The 18,843-nt window shown below is 75.4% G+C and carries 17 protein-coding genes and 1 tRNA gene; 8 read left to right on the top strand and 10 right to left on the bottom strand.

Annotated elements, in window-relative coordinates:
• Positions 1 to 80 precede the first annotated feature (80 nt).
• A complete protein-coding gene (locus ACI79E_RS03965) occupies positions 81 to 1,064 on the top strand; it encodes an adenylate/guanylate cyclase domain-containing protein (protein WP_456931244.1) in 984 nt (327 codons plus the stop codon).
• Positions 1,065 to 1,088: 24 nt separating this feature from the next.
• Positions 1,089 to 2,753: an ABC-F family ATP-binding cassette domain-containing protein gene (locus ACI79E_RS03960; RefSeq protein ID WP_456931243.1), complete on the top strand. Its 1,665-nt coding sequence runs from the start codon at positions 1,089 to 1,091 to the stop codon at positions 2,751 to 2,753.
• Here ACI79E_RS03960 and ACI79E_RS03955 read toward each other — a convergent pair.
• The 7 genes from ACI79E_RS03955 to ACI79E_RS03925 form a co-directional block, all read right to left on the bottom strand.
• Positions 2,716 to 3,480 (bottom strand): lysophospholipid acyltransferase family protein, encoded by a 765-nt coding sequence (locus ACI79E_RS03955; protein ID WP_456931242.1) that lies wholly within the window; start codon positions 3,478 to 3,480, stop codon positions 2,716 to 2,718. The two genes, ACI79E_RS03960 and ACI79E_RS03955, sit on opposite strands and share 38 nt — an antisense overlap.
• 81 nt (positions 3,481 to 3,561) lie before the next feature.
• Positions 3,562 to 4,737, bottom strand: a complete 1,176-nt coding sequence (locus ACI79E_RS03950) for an MFS transporter (protein ID WP_456931241.1) — start codon at positions 4,735 to 4,737, stop codon at positions 3,562 to 3,564.
• A 20-nt stretch (positions 4,738 to 4,757) separates the two neighbouring features.
• The gene (locus ACI79E_RS03945) at positions 4,758 to 5,309 is read right to left on the bottom strand and encodes an N-acetyltransferase family protein (protein ID WP_456931240.1); all 552 of its coding nucleotides are present in this window, start codon (positions 5,307 to 5,309) and stop codon (positions 4,758 to 4,760) included.
• Entirely contained in the window at positions 5,306 to 6,409 is a 1,104-nt protein-coding gene (locus ACI79E_RS03940) for an alpha/beta fold hydrolase (protein WP_456931239.1), read from the bottom strand. Before ACI79E_RS03940 ends, ACI79E_RS03945 begins: the two co-directional genes overlap by 4 nt.
• Positions 6,330 to 6,716, bottom strand: a complete 387-nt coding sequence (locus ACI79E_RS03935) for a hypothetical protein (RefSeq protein WP_456931238.1) — start codon at positions 6,714 to 6,716, stop codon at positions 6,330 to 6,332. The genes ACI79E_RS03940 and ACI79E_RS03935 overlap by 80 nt, the downstream gene beginning before the upstream one ends.
• 46 nt (positions 6,717 to 6,762) lie before the next feature.
• Positions 6,763 to 7,962: an acyl-CoA dehydrogenase family protein gene (locus tag ACI79E_RS03930; protein ID WP_456931237.1), complete on the bottom strand. Its 1,200-nt coding sequence runs from the start codon at positions 7,960 to 7,962 to the stop codon at positions 6,763 to 6,765.
• The gene (locus tag ACI79E_RS03925) at positions 7,959 to 9,458 is read right to left on the bottom strand and encodes a long-chain-fatty-acid--CoA ligase (RefSeq protein WP_456931236.1); all 1,500 of its coding nucleotides are present in this window, start codon (positions 9,456 to 9,458) and stop codon (positions 7,959 to 7,961) included. The genes ACI79E_RS03930 and ACI79E_RS03925 overlap by 4 nt, the downstream gene beginning before the upstream one ends.
• Positions 9,459 to 9,613: 155 nt before the next feature.
• On the opposite strand from ACI79E_RS03925, the gene ACI79E_RS03920 reads away from it, so the two are divergent.
• Entirely contained in the window at positions 9,614 to 10,384 is a 771-nt protein-coding gene (locus ACI79E_RS03920) for an SDR family NAD(P)-dependent oxidoreductase (RefSeq protein WP_456931235.1), read from the top strand.
• Positions 10,385 to 10,446: 62 nt separating this feature from the next.
• On the opposite strand, the gene ACI79E_RS03915 is transcribed toward ACI79E_RS03920, so the two are convergent.
• The 3 genes from ACI79E_RS03915 to ACI79E_RS03905 form a co-directional block, all read right to left on the bottom strand.
• Positions 10,447 to 10,518: transfer RNA gene (locus ACI79E_RS03915), tRNA-Arg, on the bottom strand.
• A 57-nt stretch (positions 10,519 to 10,575) separates the two neighbouring features.
• Complete coding sequence (locus ACI79E_RS03910; protein WP_456931234.1) at positions 10,576 to 11,241, bottom strand: DUF305 domain-containing protein; 666 nt, start codon at positions 11,239 to 11,241, stop codon at positions 10,576 to 10,578.
• Complete coding sequence (locus tag ACI79E_RS03905) at positions 11,238 to 12,029, bottom strand: DUF3105 domain-containing protein (protein ID WP_456931233.1); 792 nt, start codon at positions 12,027 to 12,029, stop codon at positions 11,238 to 11,240. Before ACI79E_RS03905 ends, ACI79E_RS03910 begins: the two co-directional genes overlap by 4 nt.
• A 209-nt stretch (positions 12,030 to 12,238) precedes the next feature.
• On the opposite strand from ACI79E_RS03905, the gene argS reads away from it, so the two are divergent.
• The 5 genes from argS to thrB are packed head-to-tail and all read left to right on the top strand — an operon-like array spanning position 12,239 to position 18,741.
• Positions 12,239 to 13,900, top strand: coding sequence for an arginine--tRNA ligase (gene argS, locus ACI79E_RS03900; protein WP_456931232.1), 1,662 nt, complete (start codon positions 12,239 to 12,241; stop codon positions 13,898 to 13,900).
• On the top strand, positions 13,897 to 15,423 hold the full coding sequence (gene lysA, locus ACI79E_RS03895; protein ID WP_456931231.1) for a diaminopimelate decarboxylase: 1,527 nt from the start codon (positions 13,897 to 13,899) through the stop codon (positions 15,421 to 15,423). The genes argS and lysA overlap by 4 nt, the downstream gene beginning before the upstream one ends.
• Positions 15,420 to 16,712 (top strand): homoserine dehydrogenase, encoded by a 1,293-nt coding sequence (locus ACI79E_RS03890; protein WP_456931230.1) that lies wholly within the window; start codon positions 15,420 to 15,422, stop codon positions 16,710 to 16,712. Before lysA ends, ACI79E_RS03890 begins: the two co-directional genes overlap by 4 nt.
• The gene (gene thrC, locus ACI79E_RS03885) at positions 16,709 to 17,794 is read left to right on the top strand and encodes a threonine synthase (RefSeq protein WP_456931229.1); all 1,086 of its coding nucleotides are present in this window, start codon (positions 16,709 to 16,711) and stop codon (positions 17,792 to 17,794) included. Before ACI79E_RS03890 ends, thrC begins: the two co-directional genes overlap by 4 nt.
• Positions 17,791 to 18,741, top strand: a complete 951-nt coding sequence (gene thrB / locus ACI79E_RS03880; RefSeq protein WP_456931228.1) for a homoserine kinase — start codon at positions 17,791 to 17,793, stop codon at positions 18,739 to 18,741. Before thrC ends, thrB begins: the two co-directional genes overlap by 4 nt.
• Positions 18,742 to 18,843 lie beyond the last annotated feature (102 nt).

Raw genomic sequence — 18,843 nt, 5'->3', positions numbered from 1 at the left:
ACGCCCCGGGCCTCCCCGACGCCCGCGAGGCGCTGGAGCGCCTGCTGCTCGGCGGGCCACGCCGCTACACCCGGCTGCAGGTGGCCGAGCAGGCCGGCATGCCGGCCCGCCGCACTCAGCGGCTGTGGCGGGCGCTGGGCTTCCCCGACGCCGCCGACGACGACCTGGTCTTCACCGACGCCGACGTCCAGGCGCTCGGGCTGCTGTCCTCCCTCATCGACGCGGGCTTCGTCGACGAGGGCACCGAGGCCTCCATCGCACGGGCCATGGCCCAGTCGCTGGCCCGGCTGGCCGACTGGCAGACCGACATGCTCGCCGAGACCCTGACGCGGGACGCCGGGGGGCGGGGGACCGTCGACGCCGAGCGGGCGGCGGAGAGCACCCGGCGGCTGCTGCCCCTGCTGCGGGCCGTGCAGGACTACGTGTGGCGCCGGCACCTCGCGGCCAACGCCGAGCGGCTGCTCGGTGCCGCCGGCGCGGGGGACCGCCGCGAGCTCTCCGTCGGCTTCGCCGACCTCGTCGGCTACACCACCCGCAGCCAGGGCATGAGCGCCCGCGAGCTCGGCGGGATGGTCGAGGACTTCGAGGCCACCGCGGCCGAGGTGATCGCCCGGCACCACGGCCGGGTGGTGAAGAGCGTCGGCGACGGCGTCCTCTACACCGCCGCCGCACCGGTCGACGCGGTGGAGATCGGGCTGGAGCTGCCCGAGGCCTGGCACGCCGAGGACCGCCCGCCGCTGCGCGTCGGCGCGGCCCACGGCACGGTGCTCACCCACCTCGGCGACGTCTACTCGCCGGTGGTCAACCTGGCCAGCCGGCTGACCTCCATCGCCCGCCCGGAGACGCTGCTGGTCGACCGCGAGCTCGCGCGGCGGCTGCACGCGCAGCCGCGGTACCGGGTGCGCCCGCTGCGCCAGGTCTCGGTGCGGGGCTACGACGAGCTGCAGCCGTGGCTGGTCCGCCGCCGTCCGCCGGGCGAGGAGGACAACGCCCTGGAGGGCATGCTCGACGAGATGGCGGCCGACGTCCTCGGCGTCGACCAGGAGGACGAGGAGGGGCGCTGACGGCGCGGTGAGAGGGTGGGGTGCGTGAGTGCCACCCTCGTCGCCCGTGGGCTGGCCGCCGGCCACGGTGCCCGCGTCCTGTTCTCCGACCTCGACCTCGTCGTGGCACCCGGCGACGTGGTCGGCCTCGTCGGCGTCAACGGCGCGGGGAAGTCGACGCTGCTGCGCACCCTCGCCGGTGAGCTGCCCGCGGAGTCCGGCAGCGTGACGGTCAGCCCGCCGACGGCGACCCTCGGCTACCTGCCGCAGGAGCACGAGCGCCGCCCGGGGGAGACGGTGCGCGCGGCGCTGGCCCGCCGCACCGGGGTGGCGGCGGCGCAGGCGGCGCTGGACGCCGCGACCGAGGCCCTCACCGCGGGGGCGGCCGGCGCCGACGACGCCTACGGGGAGGCGCTGGAGCGCTGGCTGGCGCTCGGCGGCGCCGACGTCGACGAGCGGGCCGGGCAGGTGGTCGCCGACGTGGCGCCCGGGGTGTCGCTGGACGCCCCGATGACCGGGCTGTCCGGTGGCCAGGCCGCGCGGGTGGGGCTGGCCGCGCTGCTGCTGTCGCGCTACGACGTCCTGCTGCTCGACGAGCCCACCAACGACCTGGACCTCGGAGGGCTGGAGCAGCTGGAGCGGTTCGTCGCCGAGGCCCGCGGCGGGATCGTGGTGGTCAGCCACGACCGGGAGTTCCTGGCCCGCACCGTCACCCGGGTGGTCGAGCTCGACCTGGCCCAGCAGCTGGTGCGGGTGCACGACGGCGGCTACGAGGCGTACCTGGTCGAGCGGGAGGTCGCCCGCCGGCACGCCCGCGAGGAGTACGAGGAGTACGCCGAGACCAGGGCCGGGCTCGAGGGCCGGGCGCGCATGCAGCGCAACTGGATGGCCAAGGGCGTGCGCAACGCGGTGCGCAAGCAGGGCAACGAGCCGGACAAGAACATCCGCGCGCACATGCGGGCCACCTCGGAGAAGCAGGCGGCCAAGGCGCGGCAGACCGAGCGGCGGATCGAGCGGCTGGAGGTGGTCGAGGAGCCCCGCAAGGAGTGGGAGCTGCGCATGGAGATCGCTGCCGCGCCGCGGGCCGGAGCCGTCGTGGCCACGCTGTCGGGGGCGGTGGTGCGACGGGGGAGCTTCACCCTCGGGCCGGTGGACCTGCAGGTCGACTGGGGCGACCGGGTGGCGATCACCGGGCCCAACGGCGCGGGCAAGTCGACGCTGCTGGCGGCGCTGCTGGGCCGGGTGCCGCTGGACGAGGGGCGGGCCGCACTCGGGCCGTCGGTGCGGATCGGTGAGATCGACCAGGCCCGGCAGGCGTTCCTCGGCTCCGAGACGCTGCTCGCGGCGTTCTCCGCCGAGGTGCCCGAGTGGCCGGCCGCCGAGGTGCGCACCCTGCTGGCCAAGTTCGGGTTGACCGCCGAGCACGTGCTGCGCCCGGCCGACACCCTCTCGCCGGGGGAGCGGACCCGCGCCGGGCTGGCCCTCCTGCAGGCCCGCGGGGTGAACGTGCTGGTGCTCGACGAGCCGACCAACCACCTGGACCTGCCCGCGATCGAGCAGCTGGAGCAGGCGCTGGCCGGCTACGAGGGCACCCTGCTGCTGGTCACCCACGACCGGCGGATGCTCGACGCGGTCGCGACCACCCGCCGGATCGCCGTCGACGACGGGCGGGTCACCGAGTACCAGGCCCGCGCCGCGCCTCGTCCCTGACGGGCTCGGGGCGACTCCCTGCCGTGGGCCCGCGCGGTGCCGGCGGGGCCTCCAGGCCCGCGGCGACCGCGTACTCGGCGAGGGTGGCCAGCTCCTCCGCGGTCGCGCCCGCCGAGCCGAGGGCGGGGAGGGGCTGCACCGCCACGACGACGTCGCGCGCGGTGCCGACCCAGCGCAGCGCCGCGAGCAGCGACCGGCCACCGGGCGCCGGCGGCGGGGCGCCGCCGTCCCCCCGGTAGTGCAGCGCGACCGGGCAGACCGGGGCGCCGGTGTCCACGGCCGCGGCGAACAGCGCGGGGGAGAAGCGGCCCAGCCTGGCGCGCCCGCCGGCGGGCAGCTCGGGGCGGACGAGGACCGACGTCCCGCGGGCCAGCGCGGCACGGACCCCGGCCACGGTCGCCGGGACGGCGGGGACGGGCACCCCGGCCGCGCGGTCGGGCCCGGCGACGACGACCCCGGGGACGGCGGTGAGCAGCACCAGCGGGTCCAGCGGCGACACGGAGTTGGCCACCAGGAGGGCCCCGGTGCCACGACCGGTGCGCGGCCAGGCGACCGAGGGCGCCCGGACGTCGACCCGCACCCCGAGGCCGGTCAGCAGCCGCGCCGCGCCGCAGACCGCCCGGCGGCGGGCGCTGCCGACGGGGGGCCGCAGCCGCTGGGCGGCCAGGACGGCGCCGGCGCGCAGCCAGCGGGCGGAGGTCGGTGGCGGCGCGGTCGGTGGCGGCACGGTGCCCCCCGGAGGGTTCGGGGCCCCGGGCGGGCCCGCGTGCGCCGAGGGTGACCGGCCGAGGTGACCGGCCGATGACGGTCAGGGGACGGCGCCGGGACGGTCCGGGGACCGTCGCGCGGTGAGGACGAGGGTGAGCGCGGCGAGGGCGGCCAGGCCGGCGAGCAGGACCGCGTAGGGCACGAGCGCCGCCAGCGCCGCGAGGACGACGGGCGCGGCGAACCCGAGGTAGGTCAGCGCGTAGTAGACGGCGGTCAGCCCGGCCAGCTCCCGGGGCGGGGCGACCCGCTGGGTCTCCAGCAGCCCGGCGACCAGGCAGAGCCCGTAGCCGCAGCCCAGCGTCACCGCGGCGAGCGCGACGAGCACCGGCTGGGTCCAGGCGGCGGCCGCCGCCGCGACCAGCAGCCCGGCCACGACGGCGGCCATCCCGACGGCCGACGCCCGGCGCGTGTCGGCGGCCGCCAGCCGGCGGGCCGTCGGCTGGACCAGGACGCCGGTGCCGAGGGTGACGCCCGCGACGACGGCGTTGAACGCGACCGTCCAGCCCGCGGTCGAGTCGCGCACCAACCCGGGCAGGACGGCGATCGAGATCGTCGCGACGCCGAACACCCACGGGGCGACCGGGGCCACCTGCCGGCGGAACCGGGGGTCGCGGGCCGACGTCACGCGCATCCGCGACCGCAGGGAGCCGGTCTCCGGCCCGGCGTCGGCGACGGTCTCCGGCGCCCGCCAGAGCGGCACCAGGACGGCGAGGACGACGACCAGGTGCGGCAGGTAGGCCGTGACCAGCGGCGCGGGCGCCCACTGGCCGATCAGCCCGGCCACCACCGGGCCGAGGCCGAAGCCGGCGGTGAGCGACATGGCCGCCCGGCGGGCACCGGCGCCCTCGGGGGCGGCGGGGTCCCAGGGCGCGGTCGACAGCTCCTCCACCCACGCGCTGCCGGCGGCGAACGCGGCGCCGCTGGCCAGCCCGGCGAGGAAGCGGCCGGCGTAGAGCGCGGGCAGGCCCTCCAGCAGCAGCACCAGCGTCGCGACCAGCGAGACCAGCAACGCGCCGCGCAGCACCGGCGCCCGCCCGTGCCGGTCGGAGACGGGGCCGAGGACCAGCAGCGCCGGGATGAGGCCGAGGGCGTAGACGCCGACCAGCGCGTCGACGGTGGCCACCGACAGCCCGCTGCGCTCGCGGTAGGCCACCAGCAGGCTGACGAACTGGTTGGCGCCCCACCCGATCGCGAACAGCGTCGCCGCGACCGGCACCCACGCGCGACCGGGCCGGCTCAGGGCGGACCCTCCCCGAGGGCGTCGGTCAGGCCGACGGCGTCCATGCCCGCCCACGTGTCGCGGACGTGGTGGGCCAGCACCAGCAGGTCGCGCAGCTGCCCGTCGCGGTCGCGGATGTGGTCGACCAGCAGCGCCTCGCCGGTGAACCCCAGGTCGGTGAACAGCGCCAGCGCCGCGCCCTGCTCCGCGACGACCTCCACCACCAGCTTGGTCGCCCCCGACTCGACGGCCTGGGCCAGCGCGTGCCGGGCCAGGGTGCGGCCCAGCCCGCTGCCGCGGCTCCCCGGCGCGACGACCAGCCGCAGCTCGCCGACGTGGTCGGACCAGCCCGGCAGCCGCAGCACGGCCACGTACCCGGTCACCGCCGCGTCGTCGTCCAGGGCGACCCAGCGCCGGACCCCGGGACTGCCGCCGGCGGCCCACCCGCGGACGACGTCGGGGTCGGTGACCTCCTCCCGGATGAACGTGCGGTCCCCCTCGGGCAGCCCGCCGAAGAACCGCAGCAGCGCGTCGCAGTGCGCATCGGACAGCTCGACGACCCCGGTCACCGCGTGGCCTCCCCGGGTGCCACGGGCTCGCTGCGCCGGCGGAGGAAGTCGATGATCGTGGGCACCGTCGTCTTCGCCGCCGTGCGGCCGACGACCAGGCCCATGTGCCCGGCGGCCAGCCGCAGCTCGTGCTTGTCGGGGGAGCCGACCAGGTCGATCAGCGGGGCGGTCGCCTCGGGCGGGACGATGTGGTCGCGGTCGGCGCGCACGGTGAGGAACGGCACCCGGACGTCGGAGAGGTGGACGCGGTCGCCACCGACGGTGAGCCGGTCGGTGACCATCCCGTTGTCGCGCACCAGCATCCGCACCGTCTCCTCCGCCGCCGCGCCCGGGAAGGGCACGTGGTCGTCCGACCAGCTGGTCATCGCCTGGTAGGCGGCGACGTACTCGTCGTTCCAGAGCCGTTCCCACAGCGTCACGTAGCGGGTGACCTCCGCGGTGGGGGTCAGCGCCCGGAACCCCCGCAGCACCACCTGCGGCGGCACGTTGCCGGAGGCGTCGAGCACCGAGGCCACCTCCAGGCCGCCGACCCGGAACAGGTCGGCCAGCGGGCCCATGTGCCGGAAGTCGACCGGGGTGGCCAGCACGGTGAGGCTGCGCAGCGGCGAGTCGGGGGAGTGCGCGGCGTGCAGCAGCGCGAGGTCGCCGCCGAAGCAGTAGCCGACCATCGTCACCTCGTCGGCGCCGGAGACCTCCCGCACCCGCTCGATGCCGGCCGGGATGTAGTCGTCGACGTAGTCCTCGAGGGTGTTGGCCGCGTCCCGCTCGTCGGGCTCGCCCCAGTCGAGCAGGTAGACGTCGAAGCCCGCGGCCAGCAGGTGCTCCACGAAGCTGTTGCCCGGGGTCAGGTCGAGCACGTAGCTGCGGCTGACGAGGCTGAACACGATCAGCAGTGGTGGGGAGTACCGCACGTCCTCGTTGCGGTAGTGCCACAGCTGGGTGCGACCCCGCTGCCAGACGACGTCCTTGGGGGTCAGCCCGACGCCGGGGCGGTCCAGGCCGCCGACCAGCTTGAGCCCGTTACGGGCCCGCAGGGCGTTGCGTTCGACGTCCCGCCGGACGCGGTCGAGGACCGTCTGCGGGCTGGGCACTGTCGGCATCGGTCTCCTCGGGAGCGCGGCGGCGGTCGGCCTCCAGCTGCAGGGTCAGCCGCCGGACCTCCCGGTCCAGCGCCCCGACCTGCGCGCGCAGCCGGCTGACGTCGGTGCCGGCCGGCAGGTCCAGCAGGTGCCAGAAGCGGGTGGTCACCCCGCGCGCGGAGCCCCGGGCCACGGTGGTGGCCCGGCGCAGCAGCGCGGTCCCGATCGAGAACGCGTCACTGCGGACGAACTCCTCGGCGCGCGGGGTCACCCGCCGCTCGGCGGCGTCGAAGGCCTGCCGCCACAGCGGCGGACGGGCGTCGGCCACGGCTCCTCCTCGCAGACGACGGACGGACGGCGGGACGACGGGCGGCTCAGGTGAAGGCGCTCACCCCGGTGATGTCGCGCCCGACGATGAGCGTCTGCACCGTCTCGGTGCCCTCGAAGGTGTGGATCGCCTCGATGTCGGCCATGTGCCGGATGACGTGGTTCTGCAGCAGGATGCCGTTGCCGCCGAGCATGTCGCGGGCCTCGGCGAGCACCTCGCGGGCGGTCCGGGTGTTGTGCATCTTGGCCAGCCCGGCGACCGTGGGGGACAGCCGCCCGGCCTCGGCCAGCCGGCCGATCTGCATGCAGTACAGCTGCATCCCGGTGAGCGCGGCGAGCATCTTCACCAGCCGCTCCTGCACGATCTGGAAGCTGACCAGCGGCTTGCCGAACTGCTGCCGTTCCCGGGCGTAGGCCAGCGCCGTCTCGTACCCGGCGGTGGCGTGGCCCAGCGCCATCCAGGCGCAGGCGCCGCGGGTGGTGGCCAGCACCCGGCCGGTGTCGGCGAAGCTGTGCGCCTCCTGCAGCCGGTTCGCCTCGGGCACGCGGACGCCGCGCAGCTCGATCTCGGCCTGCCAGACCGACCGCAGCGACATCTTCCCGGTGATGACCGTCGCCTGGTAGCCGTCGGCCGGCGTCTCGACGACGAAGCCCTTGACCTGGCCGTCGGCCTCGTCGCGCGCCCACACGACGACCAGGTCGGCCAGGCTGCCGTTGCCGATCCAGCGCTTGGAGCCGTCGAGGACCCAGGTGTCGCCCTCCCGCCGTGCGGTGGTCTCCAGCGCGACGGAGTCCGACCCGTGGTGCGGCTCGGTCAGGGCGAAGGCGCCCAGCTTGTCCAGCGTCGCCATCTGCGGCAGCCAGCGGGCCTTCTGCTCCTCCGAGCCGCACATGTCGATCGACTGCATGGCCAGCCCGGCGTGCACGCCGAGGAAGGTGCCCAGGCTGCCGTCGCCGCGGTGCAGCTCCATCTGCACCAGGCCCGCGGCCATCGGGCTCAGCTCCGCCGAGCCGTAGCCCTTGATGCTGCCCCCGACGATGCCCAGCTCCGGCAGCCGGCGGATCAGCGGCCACGGCACCTCGGCCCGCTCCCAGTAGTCCCCGGCGACCGGCAGCACCTCGCGGTCGACGAAGCGGCGGACGGCGATGAACTTCTCCCACTGCTCCTCGGTGAACTGGTCGCGCACCGAGAAGAAGTCGGTGCCCAGGGCCTCGCCCAGGTGACTGGTGTCCATCTGCTGGGTCACTGCCCGACCTCCGTGGGGACCTCGACGGCGCGGCGCAGGATCTTGCCGGTCGGCCCCTTGGGCAGGGCGTCGACCAGCCAGAGCCGCCGCGGGTACTTGTAGGCGGCGACCCGCTCCTTGACCCAGGCCTGCAGCTCGGCGGGGTCGGCCTGCGCGCCCGGCTTGAGCGCGACGGCGGCGGCGACCTCCTCGCCCAGGTCGGGGTGCGGGACGCCGACGCACGCGGCCTCGGCGACCGCCGGGTGCTCGTAGAGCGCCTCCTCGATCTCCCGCGGGTACACGTTGTAGCCGCCGCGGATGATCATCTCCTTCTTGCGGTCGACGATGGCGTAGTAGCCGTCGGCGTCCCGGCGGGCCAGGTCACCGGTGCGGAACCAGCCGTCGGGGATGGCCTTCGCCGTCTCCTCGGGCCGGTTCCAGTAGCCCTTCATGACGTTCTCGCCGCGGATCGCGATCTCCCCGACGTCCCCCTCGCGGACGTCGCGGCCCGCGTCGTCGACCAGGCGCATCTCCACGCCGCGGATCGGGGTGCCGATGGTGCCGGGCCTGCGCTCGGCGTGCGGGTGGTTGAACGACGCCACCGGCGATGTCTCCGACAGCCCGTAGCCCTCGAGCACGATGCAGCCGAAGGTCTGCTCGAAGCTGCGCATCACCTCCACCGGCATCGCCGACCCGCCGGAGATGCACAGCCGCAGGCTGGAGACGTCGACGCGGCCGGCGTCGGGGGAGTGCAGCATCGCCGCGAACATCGTCGGCACGCCCTCGAACACCGTCACCCGGTCGCGCTCGACGACCTGCAGCGCCTTGGCGCCGTCGAACCGGGGCAGCAGGGTCAGGCACGACCCGGCCAGGACGGCGGCGTTGAGCGCGCAGGTCAGCCCGAAGACGTGGAACAGCGGCAGGCAGCCCATGACGACGTCGTCCGGGGTGCCCTCCAGCAGCGTCTCCTGCGTGGTGCGCGCGTTGCCGCGCAGGTTGGCGTGGGTGAGCTCGGCGCCCTTGGGCGGGCCGGTGGTGCCGGAGGTGTAGAGGATGACCGCCGCGTCGTCGTCGGCCCGGTCGACCAGGTCGCCGTCCGGTGCGCCGCGCAGCGCCTCCCCGGGGCCGGCCGGCCCGACGGTGACCGCCTCGGCGCCGACGACGCCGGCGGCCTCGGTCGCGGCCTCGGCGACGGAGTCCAGGGCGACGACCAGCCGGGCTCCGGAGTCGCGCAGGTAGTACTCGACCTCCCGCGCCTTGAGCAGCGGGTTCATCGGGACGACGGCGGCGCCGGCCAGGAGGGCCCCGTAGAAGACGACCGGGAAGCTCAGCACGTTGGGCAGCACCATCCCGACGCGGTCGCCCGGTGCGACCCCGCGGGCGCGCAGGCCGGCGGCGACCGCGGCGGCGTCGTCGCGGAACTGCGCGTAGGTGAGGACGGCGTCGTCCATGCGCAGGGCCGGGCGCTCGCCGTGTGCCGATGCCGCGTCGAGCAGGTGCTGCGCGAGGTTGGTCATCGGCGCACTCCGTCTGCTGGGGCCGGTGGCTCGGCCCGGGAGACGCACCCCTACCCGCCCCTGGTGTGGTCTACCCCACACACCTGGCGAGGTGGCGCATCGGGGCCCCGGACGACAGGCTCGCGACCGGAAGGTCACCGACGACGGGAGCACACGTGAGCGGCAGGACGATCCTCGACATGTTCCGGCTGGACGGCCGGGTGGCGATCGTGACGGGGGCGTCCTCCGGGCTGGGCGCGGTCTTCGCCCGGGCCCTGGCCGAGGCCGGCTGCGACGTCGCCCTCGGCGCCCGGCGGGAGGACCGCCTCGCCGGCACGCGGGCGGCGGTGGAGGCCGCCGGACGCCGGGCGATCACCGTGCGCACCGACGTCTCCCTGCCCGAGGACTGCCAGGGGCTCGTCGACGCCACCATGGCCGAGTTCGGGCGGGTCGACGTGCTGGTGAACAACGCCGGCGTCGGCACCGCCGTCCCCGCCACCCGCGAGACCCCGGAGCAGTTCCGGTCGGTCATCGACGTGAACCTCAACGGCTGCTACTGGATGGCGCAGGCCGCCGCGCGGGTCATGCAGCCGGGCAGCTCCATCGTGAACATCTCCAGCATCCTCGGCCTCACGACGGCGGGGCTGCCGCAGGCGGCGTACGCGGCGAGCAAGGCCGGCCTGATCGGGCTGACCCGCGACCTCGCCCAGCAGTGGACCGGCCGCAAGGGCATCCGGGTCAACGCCCTCGCGCCGGGCTTCTTCGAGTCGGAGATGACCGACCAGTACCCGGAGGGGTACATCGAGGCCCAGCTGTCCCGGGTGCTGGCCGGCCGCAAGGGCGACCCCGACGAGCTGGCCGCGGCGCTGGTGTTCCTGGTCAGCGACGCCGGCGGGTACGTCACCGGCACCACGCTGCCGGTCGAGGGCGGCCTGCTGACCAGCTGAGACGACGGAGGCCCTGCCGGCGCCGGGTGTTCCCGGGCGGCAGGGCCTCCGTCGTGCTGGTGTGCCCCCGGCAGGATTCGAACCTGCGCACCCGCCTCCGGAGGGCGGTGCTCTATCCCCTGAGCTACGGGGGCTCGCGGTGGGGCGAGGAAGAAGCTACCAGCCCGCCCCGGACCGGCCGACGGCGGCCGTCAGGGAGCCGGCAGCGGGGTGCCGCCGCGGGCGGTGAGCATCCGCGTCATCGTCGTCACCTCGGCGGCCTGGGTCTCGGCGATGGAGCGGCCCAGCGTCGCGACGGCGGGCACGGTGGCGTGCTCGGCGGTGTACTGCGCCATCTCCTCGCCGCCCTGGTGGTGGCGGGTCATCAGCCGCAGGAACTGGACGTCGAACGCGGTGCCCGACAGGCCGCGCAGCTCGGTCAGCTCCTCCTCCGTGGCCATGCCCGGCATCAACCCGCCGTCGGCCCCGTGGTCGCCGTGGCCCATCGCCGGGTCGTCCATCCAGGCCATCGTCTCGCCGCCGGACGGCGGCAGCCCCCACAGCGACAGCCAGCCCTGCATCCGCCCGACCTGGTTGGTCTGCGTCGCGGAGATGTCGAAGGCCAGCTGCCGGACCTCCGGGTCGGTGCTGCGCTCGAGGGCCAGGTTGGCCATCTCCACCCCCTGCAGGTGGTGGCGGGCCATGTCGCGGGAGAACCCGGCGTCCACCGAGTCGGCGGTGGGGGTGGCCGGGGCGTCGCCCCGGCCGATGCCCAGCGCGACCGCGGCCCCGCCACCGAGCAGCACCAGCCCGACGGCGATCAGCGCCAGCAGCGCCGTCCGCAGCCCCCGGCCCCGGGGGGCGGGGCCGGCGGTCACGGGGTGCCGGTCTCGGCCCCGGCCTCCGGCGTGGTCGGGGCGTCGGTCGTCGTGGCGGCGCTGCCGCGGCTGCCGTCCTCGACGGTCAGGGGGTCGCTGATGAACTGCGGGTTCTCGCAGCTGGCGCCCACCTCGGGGTAGAACTCGGCGTTGAAGGTCATGAAGTCGGCGAACTGCGCGATCCGCGGGTCGGTCACCGAGTCGACCTTCAGCTGGTGGTTCCACGACTGCAGGCTGATCGGGGAGTCCTGGCCGGCGTAGGGCGACAGCATCCGGCCGGACTCCTCGGCGACCTCGGCCAGCGTGGCGACGTCGTCGGCCGAGAGCGCGTCGGGGTCGTAGGTGATCCAGACCGCGCCGTGCTCCATGCTGTGGACGGCGTTCTCGTGCCGGATGTCGACGTCGTAGACGGTGCCGGTGCAGTCGGCCCACTCGCCGTCGTGCGGCCCGCCCACCGGCGGGGACTGCTCGTACTGCACCGGCGTGGTCACGTGCTCCTGACCGGCGTCGTAGTCGAAGGTCTGGACGCCGGCGATCTCGTCGACCGAGTCCACCCGGGCCTCGTCGGCCTCCCGCACCTGCACCACCGCGTAGGTGATGACGGCGGCGGCGAACACCACGACGGCCACGGCCGCGGCGATCAGGCCCCACGGGCGCTGCGGGCTCACCACGTTGACCGGCGGCCGGGTGCGACCGCCCTTGCCACCGGCGCCCGGCCGGCCACCGGCCCCCGGCTTGCCGGACCCGCCGCGCGCGCGGCCGTCCTGGGGCTTGCGGTCGTTGGCCACGGCCTGCTCCTCGTGCTCGGTCCTCGGGGACCGCGCGATGCGTCCGGCCGGGCGCACCGCCCGCGCCGGACACCGGTCCCGGGGATCGGGCCGTGTGCCCCTCCCCGGGCGGCCAGTCTAGGGCGGCCACCTGGCAGTCCCCTGGGAGGCGAGGCCCACACCCCGGGGACGGCTCCGGGGCCCGGCGCGGCGGTCAGTACGCTCGTGCGGTGACACCGGAGCAGTTGCGCGACGTCGTCCGGACCGCCGTGGCCGCCGCCGTCGACCGCGGCGTGCTGTCGGTCGAGGTCCCCGCCGACGTCCTCGTCGAGCGGCCGAAGAACCCCGAGCACGGCGACTACGCCACCAACGTGGCCCTGCGCCTGGCCAAGCCGGCCGGCCGCCCGCCGCGGGAGGTCGCCGAGGTGCTGGCCGGGGAGCTGCGCGCCGCCGCGGGCATCGCCTCGGTCGACATCGCCGGCCCCGGCTTCCTCAACATCACCCTCGCGCAGGGGGCGCTCGGCCGGATCGCCGTCGACGCGGTGCGTGCGGGGGAGGCCTACGGCCGCACCGACGCCCTGGCCGGGCAGCGGCTGAACCTGGAGTTCGTCTCGGCCAACCCCACCGGGCCGGTGCACATCGGCGGCAGCCGGTGGGCGGCGGTCGGCGACGCGATCGGCCGGCTGCTGGAGGCCAGCGGCGCCGAGGTGACCCGCGAGTACTACATCAACGACGCCGGCGCCCAGATCGACCGCTTCGCGCGCAGCCTGCAGGCCGTCGCCGACGGCCGGCCGGTCCCCGAGGACGGTTACGGCGGCACCTACATCGCCGACATCGCCGCGCAGGTCGTCGCCCTGGAGCCCGACGTGCTCGCGCGGGACGACGCCGAGCAGCTGGGTGTCTTCCGCGAGCGCGGCGTGGCGCTGATGCTCGACGAGATCCGCCGGTCGATGGAGGACTTCGGCGTCGACTTCGACGTCTGGTTCAGCGAGAAGTCGCTGTACGGGACCGGCGCGGTGGAGAAGGCACTGGCCCGGCTCCGGGAGCAGGGGCACGTCTACGAGACCGACGGCGCGGTCTGGCTGCGCACCACCGACTTCGGCGACGACAAGGACCGCGTGCTGGTCAAGGCCGACGGCGAGACGACGTACTTCGCCTCCGACTGCGCCTACTACCTCGACAAGCGGGCCCGCGGCTTCGACCGCGTCGTGATCATGCTGGGGGCCGACCACTCCGGCTACGTCGGCCGGTACAAGGCGCTGGTGGCCGCCGCCGGGGACGACCCCGACGCGCACCTCGAGATCCTCATCGGCCAGCTGGTCAACCTGCTGCGGGGCGGGGAGCCGGTGCGCATGAGCAAGCGCGCCGGCACGATCGTGCTGCTGTCGGACCTGGTCGACGCGATCGGCGGGGACGCCGCCCGGTACGCCCTGGCCCGCGCCTCGGTCGACCAGCAGATCGACATCGACGTCGACCTGTGGAGCCGGCAGACCAACGACAACCCGGTCTTCTACGTCCAGTACGCGCACGCCCGCATCTCCTCGGTGCTGCGCAACGCCGCCGACCTCGGCCTCGCGCTCGGCGAGGCGGCGGACGTCGACGCCGCGCAGCTCACCCACGAGCGGGAGAACGACCTGCTCCGGGCCCTCGGGGAGTTCCCGCGGGTGCTGACCTCGGCCGCCGAGCTGCGCGCTCCGCACCGGGTCGCCCGCTACCTGGAGGAGCTGGCCGGCACCTACCACCGCTTCTACGACAACTGCCGGGTGCTGCCGCGCGGTGACGAGGAGCCGACGCCGCTGACCACCGCCCGCCTGTGGCTGTGCGCCGCGACCGCCGTCGTGCTCCGCAACGGCCTCGGCGTCCTCGGCGTGACCGCCCCGGAGCGGATGTGAGGGCGCACCCGGCCGGGCCGCTGCACGGCGGGCTGACCCCGCCGCCGGCGGCCGGCGCACCGCCGGAGGACCTCGGCGCGCTCGCGCCCGCCGTCTGGCCGCGCTCGGCCACGCGGGTCGACGGGGAGCTGCACCTGGGCGGCCGGCCGGTCACCGAGCTGGCGCGGGCGCACGGCACGCCGCTGTTCGTCCTCGACGAGGGCGACTTCCGGGGCCGGGCGGCCGACTTCGCCGCGGCCTTCGACGGCGCCGACGTCCACTACGCCTCGAAGGCCTTCCTCTGCGGCCAGGTGGCGCGCTGGATCGCCGAGGACGGCCTGCACCTGGACGCCTGCTCCGGCAACGAGCTCGCCCTCGCGCTGGCCGCCGGCTTCCCGGCCGAGCGGATCGCGCTGCACGGCAACAACAAGTCGGTCGTCGAGCTGCAGCTGGCCGTCGACTCCGGCATCGGGCACGTCGTCCTCGACTCCTTCGACGAGATCGAGCGGCTGGTGCCGCTCGCCGCGGCCCGCGTCGCGGCCGGGGGAGCGCCGGTGCCGGTGCTCATCCGGTCCACCGTCGGCATCGAGGCGCACACCCACGAGTTCATCGCCACCGCGCACGAGGACCAGAAGTTCGGCTTCTCGCTGGCCACCGGCGACGCGCTGACCGCCGCGGTGCGGGTCATCCGCGAGCCCGCGCTGCGGCTGGCCGGCCTGCACAGCCACATCGGCTCGCAGATCTTCGACACGGCCGGGTTCGAGGCCGCCGCGCACCGGGTCGTCGGTCTCATGGCGCAGGTCCACCAGGCCACGGGGCACGTGCTGGAGGAGCTCAACCTCGGCGGCGGCTTCGGCATCGCCTACCTCGCCGAGGACGACCCGGTGAGCCCCGCCGACGTCGCGCGGCGGCTGCGCGCCGTGGTGGAGGCCGAGTGCGCGATGGCCGGGTTGCCCGTGCCACGCCTGGCGGTCGAGCCCGGCCGGGCGATCGCGGGGCCGGGCACCGTCACCCTCTACGAGATCGGCACCATCAAGCCCGTGCGGCTGGGGTCCAGCGGCACCCCGGGCGCGCCGCTGGTGCGCAACTACGTCTCCGTCGACGGCGGGATGAGCGACAACATCCGCACCGCGCTCTACGACGCCGCCTACACCTGCGTGCTGGCCAACCGCGTCTCCACTGCCCCGCCGGCGCTGTGCCGGGTGGTGGGCAAGCACTGCGAGAGCGGGGACGTCCTGGTCCGCGACCTGTGGCTGCCCTCGGACGTGCAGCCCGGTGACCTGCTCGCCGTCGCTGCGACCGGTGCGTACTGCTGGTCGATGGCGAGCAACTACAACTACCTGCTCAAGCCCCCGGTGGTCGCCGTGCGGGACGCCGTCGCCACGGAGGTCGTGCGGCGTCAGACACTGTCGGACGTGTTCGCCCTCGACGCCGTCCTCGCCGACGTGCCCGCGCCCTCCCCGGCGATCGACCAGCCGGCTCCCGAGAACCCGGCGGGAGCCCGCTCGACCGGCTCGCGGGTCGGTGCGGAGGTGCAGTCGTGACCACGCCCCTGAAGGTCGCCCTCCTCGGCTGCGGCACCGTGGGCAGCGCCGTGCTGCGGCTGCTGGAGGACCAGGCCGACGACCTCGCCGCCCGCATCGGCCGGCCGGTGGAGGTCGCCGGCGTCGCCGTCCGCCGTCCCGACCGGCACCCCGACGTCCCGGCGCACCTGCTCACCACCGACGCGCACGCGCTGGTGACCCGGCCCGACGTCGACCTCGTCGTCGAGGTCATCGGCGGCATCGAGCCGGTGCGCTCGCTGCTGCTGGCCGCGTTCGAGTCGGGCAAGTCGGTGGTCAGCGCCAACAAGGCGCTGCTCGCCGACGACGGCACCGAGCTGCACGCGGCCGCCGCCAAGGCCGGTGTCGACCTGTACTACGAGGCCGCGGTCGCCGGCGCGATCCCGCTGCTGCGCCCGCTGCGCGAGTCGCTGGCCGGTGACCAGCTGCGCCGCGTGGTCGGCATCGTCAACGGGACGACCAACTACATCCTGTCCCGCATGGCCGAGACCGGGCACGGGTTCACCGAGGCGCTGGCCGAGGCCACCGAGCTGGGCTACGCCGAGGCCGACCCCACCGCCGACGTCGACGGGTTCGACGCCGCCGCCAAGGCCGCCATCCTCGCCTCGCTGGCCTTCCACACCGAGGTCACCGCCGCCGACGTCTACCGCGAGGGCATCTCCGCGGTCACCGCGACCGACGTCGCCCGCGCCACGGAGATCGGCTGCACGGTCAAGCTGCTCGCGATCTGCGAACGGGTCCCGGGCGAGGGCGGGGACTCCGTCGCCGTCCGCGTGCACCCGGCGATGATCCCGACGACGCACCCGCTGGCCGCCGTGGGCGGGGCGTTCAACGCCGTCTTCGTCGAGGCCGAGGCCGCCGGGCAGCTGATGTTCTACGGCCAGGGCGCCGGCGGCCAGCCGACCGCGAGCGCCGTCCTCGGCGACCTGGTGGCCGTCGCGCGCAACCGGGTCGCCGGCGTGGCCGGGCCCGGGGTCACCACCTACGCGGGCCTGCCCGCCCGGCCCATCGCCGAGACCCCGACCCGCTACCACGTCAGCCTCGACGTCGCGGACAAGCCCGGCGTGCTCGCGACGGTGGCGCAGGAGTTCGCCCGCCACGGCGTCAGCATCGCCACCGTGCGCCAGGACGGGCACGGGGACGCCGCCACGCTGGTCATCGTGACCCACAGCGCCCCGGACGCCGCCCTGTCGGCGACGGTCACCGCGCTGCGGGAGATGTCCGCGGTCCGTGGCGTGACCAGCATCCTGCGTGTGGAGGGACTCTCATGACGACCCAGCTGCCCGTGCGGGGCACCGTGTCGCCGTTGTGGCCGGGGCTCATCGAGGCGTACCGCTCGCGGCTGCCGGTCAGCGACACCACCCCGGTGGTGACCCTGCAGGAGGGCGCGACGCCGCTGGTGCCCGCGCAGGAGCTGTCCCGGCGCACCGGCTGCGAGGTCTACCTCAAGGTCGAGGGCGCCAACCCCACCGGGTCGTTCAAGGACCGTGGGATGACGATGGCCATCACCAAGGCCGTCGAGGAGGGCTCGCAGGCGGTCATCTGCGCCTCCACCGGCAACACCAGCGCCAGCGCCGCCGCCTACGCCGCCCGCGCCGGGCTGGTCTGCGCCGTCCTCGTGCCCCAGGGCAAGATCGCGCTCGGCAAGCTCGCCCAGGCGCTGGTGCACGGCGCGAAGCTGCTGCAGGTCGACGGCAACTTCGACGACTGCCTGGCGCTGGCCAGCAAGCTGGCGATCGACTACCCGGTCAGCCTGGTCAACAGCGTCAACCAGTTCCGCATCGAGGGGCAGAAGACCGCCTCCTTCGAGATCGTCGACGTGCTCGGCGACGCCCCGGACATCCACTGCCTGCCGGTCGGCAACGCCGGCAACATCACCGCCTACTGGCAGGGCTACCGCGAGTACGCCGAGGACGGCACCGCCTCGAAGCGGCCGCGCATGTGGGGCTTCCAGGCCGCCGGCGCGGCGCCCATCGTCACCGGCCAGGTGGTCGAGCACCCGCAGACGATCGCCACCGCCATCCGCATCGGGAACCCGGCGTCGTGGACCAAGGCGCTGGCCGCGCGGGACGACTCCGGCGGGCTCATCGACAGCGTCACCGACCGCGAGATCCTCGCCGCCTACCGGCTGCTGGCCCGCAGCGAGGCGGTCTTCGTCGAGCCGGCGTCGGCCGCGTCGGTCGCCGGGCTGCTCAAGATGGCGCAGGCCGGCGGGCTCGAGCCGGGCCAGCGGGTGGTGTGCACGGTGACCGGCAACGGCCTCAAGGACCCGGAGTGGGCGATCTCCGGTGCCCCCGCACCGGTGACCGTCCCGGTCGACGCGGCCGTCGCGGCGGCGCAGCTGGGCCTGTGAGCGCACCGGCCGGCGCGGCGGTGCGGGTCCGCGTCCCCGCGACCAGCGCGAACCTCGGCCCCGCGTTCGACTGCGCCGGCCTGGCGCTGGCGCGCCACGACGTCCTCGAGTTCAGCAGCGCCGAGAGCGGGCTGGAGGTCGTGATGACCGGCGAGGGGGCGCACAGCCTGCCCACCGACGAGTCGCACCTGGTGGTCCGGGCGTTCCGGGCGGCGTGCGAGCGGCTGGGCTGGCGCCCGCCGGGGCTGCGGGTGGTCGCGGAGAACACGATCCCGCAGGGCCGGGGGATGGGGTCCTCGGCGGCCGCCGTCGTCGCCGGCATCGTCGGGGCGTGGGCGCTGTGCCCCGACGCCGGGCCGGTCGACCGCGCCGCCGCGCTGGACCTGGCCACCGAGCTGGAGGGCCACCCGGACAACGTCGCACCGTGCCTGCTGGGCGGGGCGACGTTGTCGTGGACCACGCCCGGCGGCGCGCGGGCCGAGCGGCTCGCGGTGCACCGCGACGTCGTGCCCGTCGTCCTCGTGCCCCAGGTGACGCTGTCGACGCACGTGGCCCGCAGCCTGCTGCCCGAGCTGGTGCCGCACGGGGACGCGGTCTTCAACGCCTCCCGGGCGGCGCTGCTCACCCACGCGCTCACCACCTCGCCGGCCCTGCTGCTCGACGCGACCGACGACCGCCTGCACCAGCGGCAGCGCTCCGCGGCCATGCCCGACACCCTCACGCTGCTGGAGCGACTGCGCGCCGCCGGGCACGCGGCCGTCGTCTCCGGTGCCGGGCCCAGCGTCCTCGTGCTGGCCCGCCGCGCCGCCGGCGAGACGGCGGAGGAGCCGGTCGCGGTGCGCGAGGTGGCCGATCTCACCCCATCGGGGTGGTCGGTCCTGCCGCTGGACGTCGATGCTGGTGGTGTCGCCGTCCTGGACCGTCCGGTTCAGGTATCGTCTCGGTAACGAGGAACACACCGGTACTCACCAGTGTTGTCGTGTCCGTGAGCGCGGTTTAGGCTCACGGCGTAGCCGCCCCCAGGGGCGAGCCTCGCGCGGGGCGTTGCA

This window comes from Geodermatophilus sp. SYSU D00079, from assembly GCF_054050635.1.
Note: the sequence above shows the minus strand (reverse complement) of the source record. Positions and strands in the feature narration are given on the sequence as shown.

Excerpts from the sequence above, each read along its gene's own strand:
- ACI79E_RS03940 (WP_456931239.1), bottom strand. The coding sequence starts at position 6,409 with ATGCCGACAGTGCCCAGCCCGCAGACGGTCCTCGACCGCGTCCGGCGG.
- ACI79E_RS03925 (WP_456931236.1), bottom strand. The coding sequence starts at position 9,458 with ATGACCAACCTCGCGCAGCACCTGCTCGACGCGGCATCGGCACACGGC.
- thrC (WP_456931229.1), top strand. The coding sequence starts at position 16,709 with ATGACGACCCAGCTGCCCGTGCGGGGCACCGTGTCGCCGTTGTGGCCG.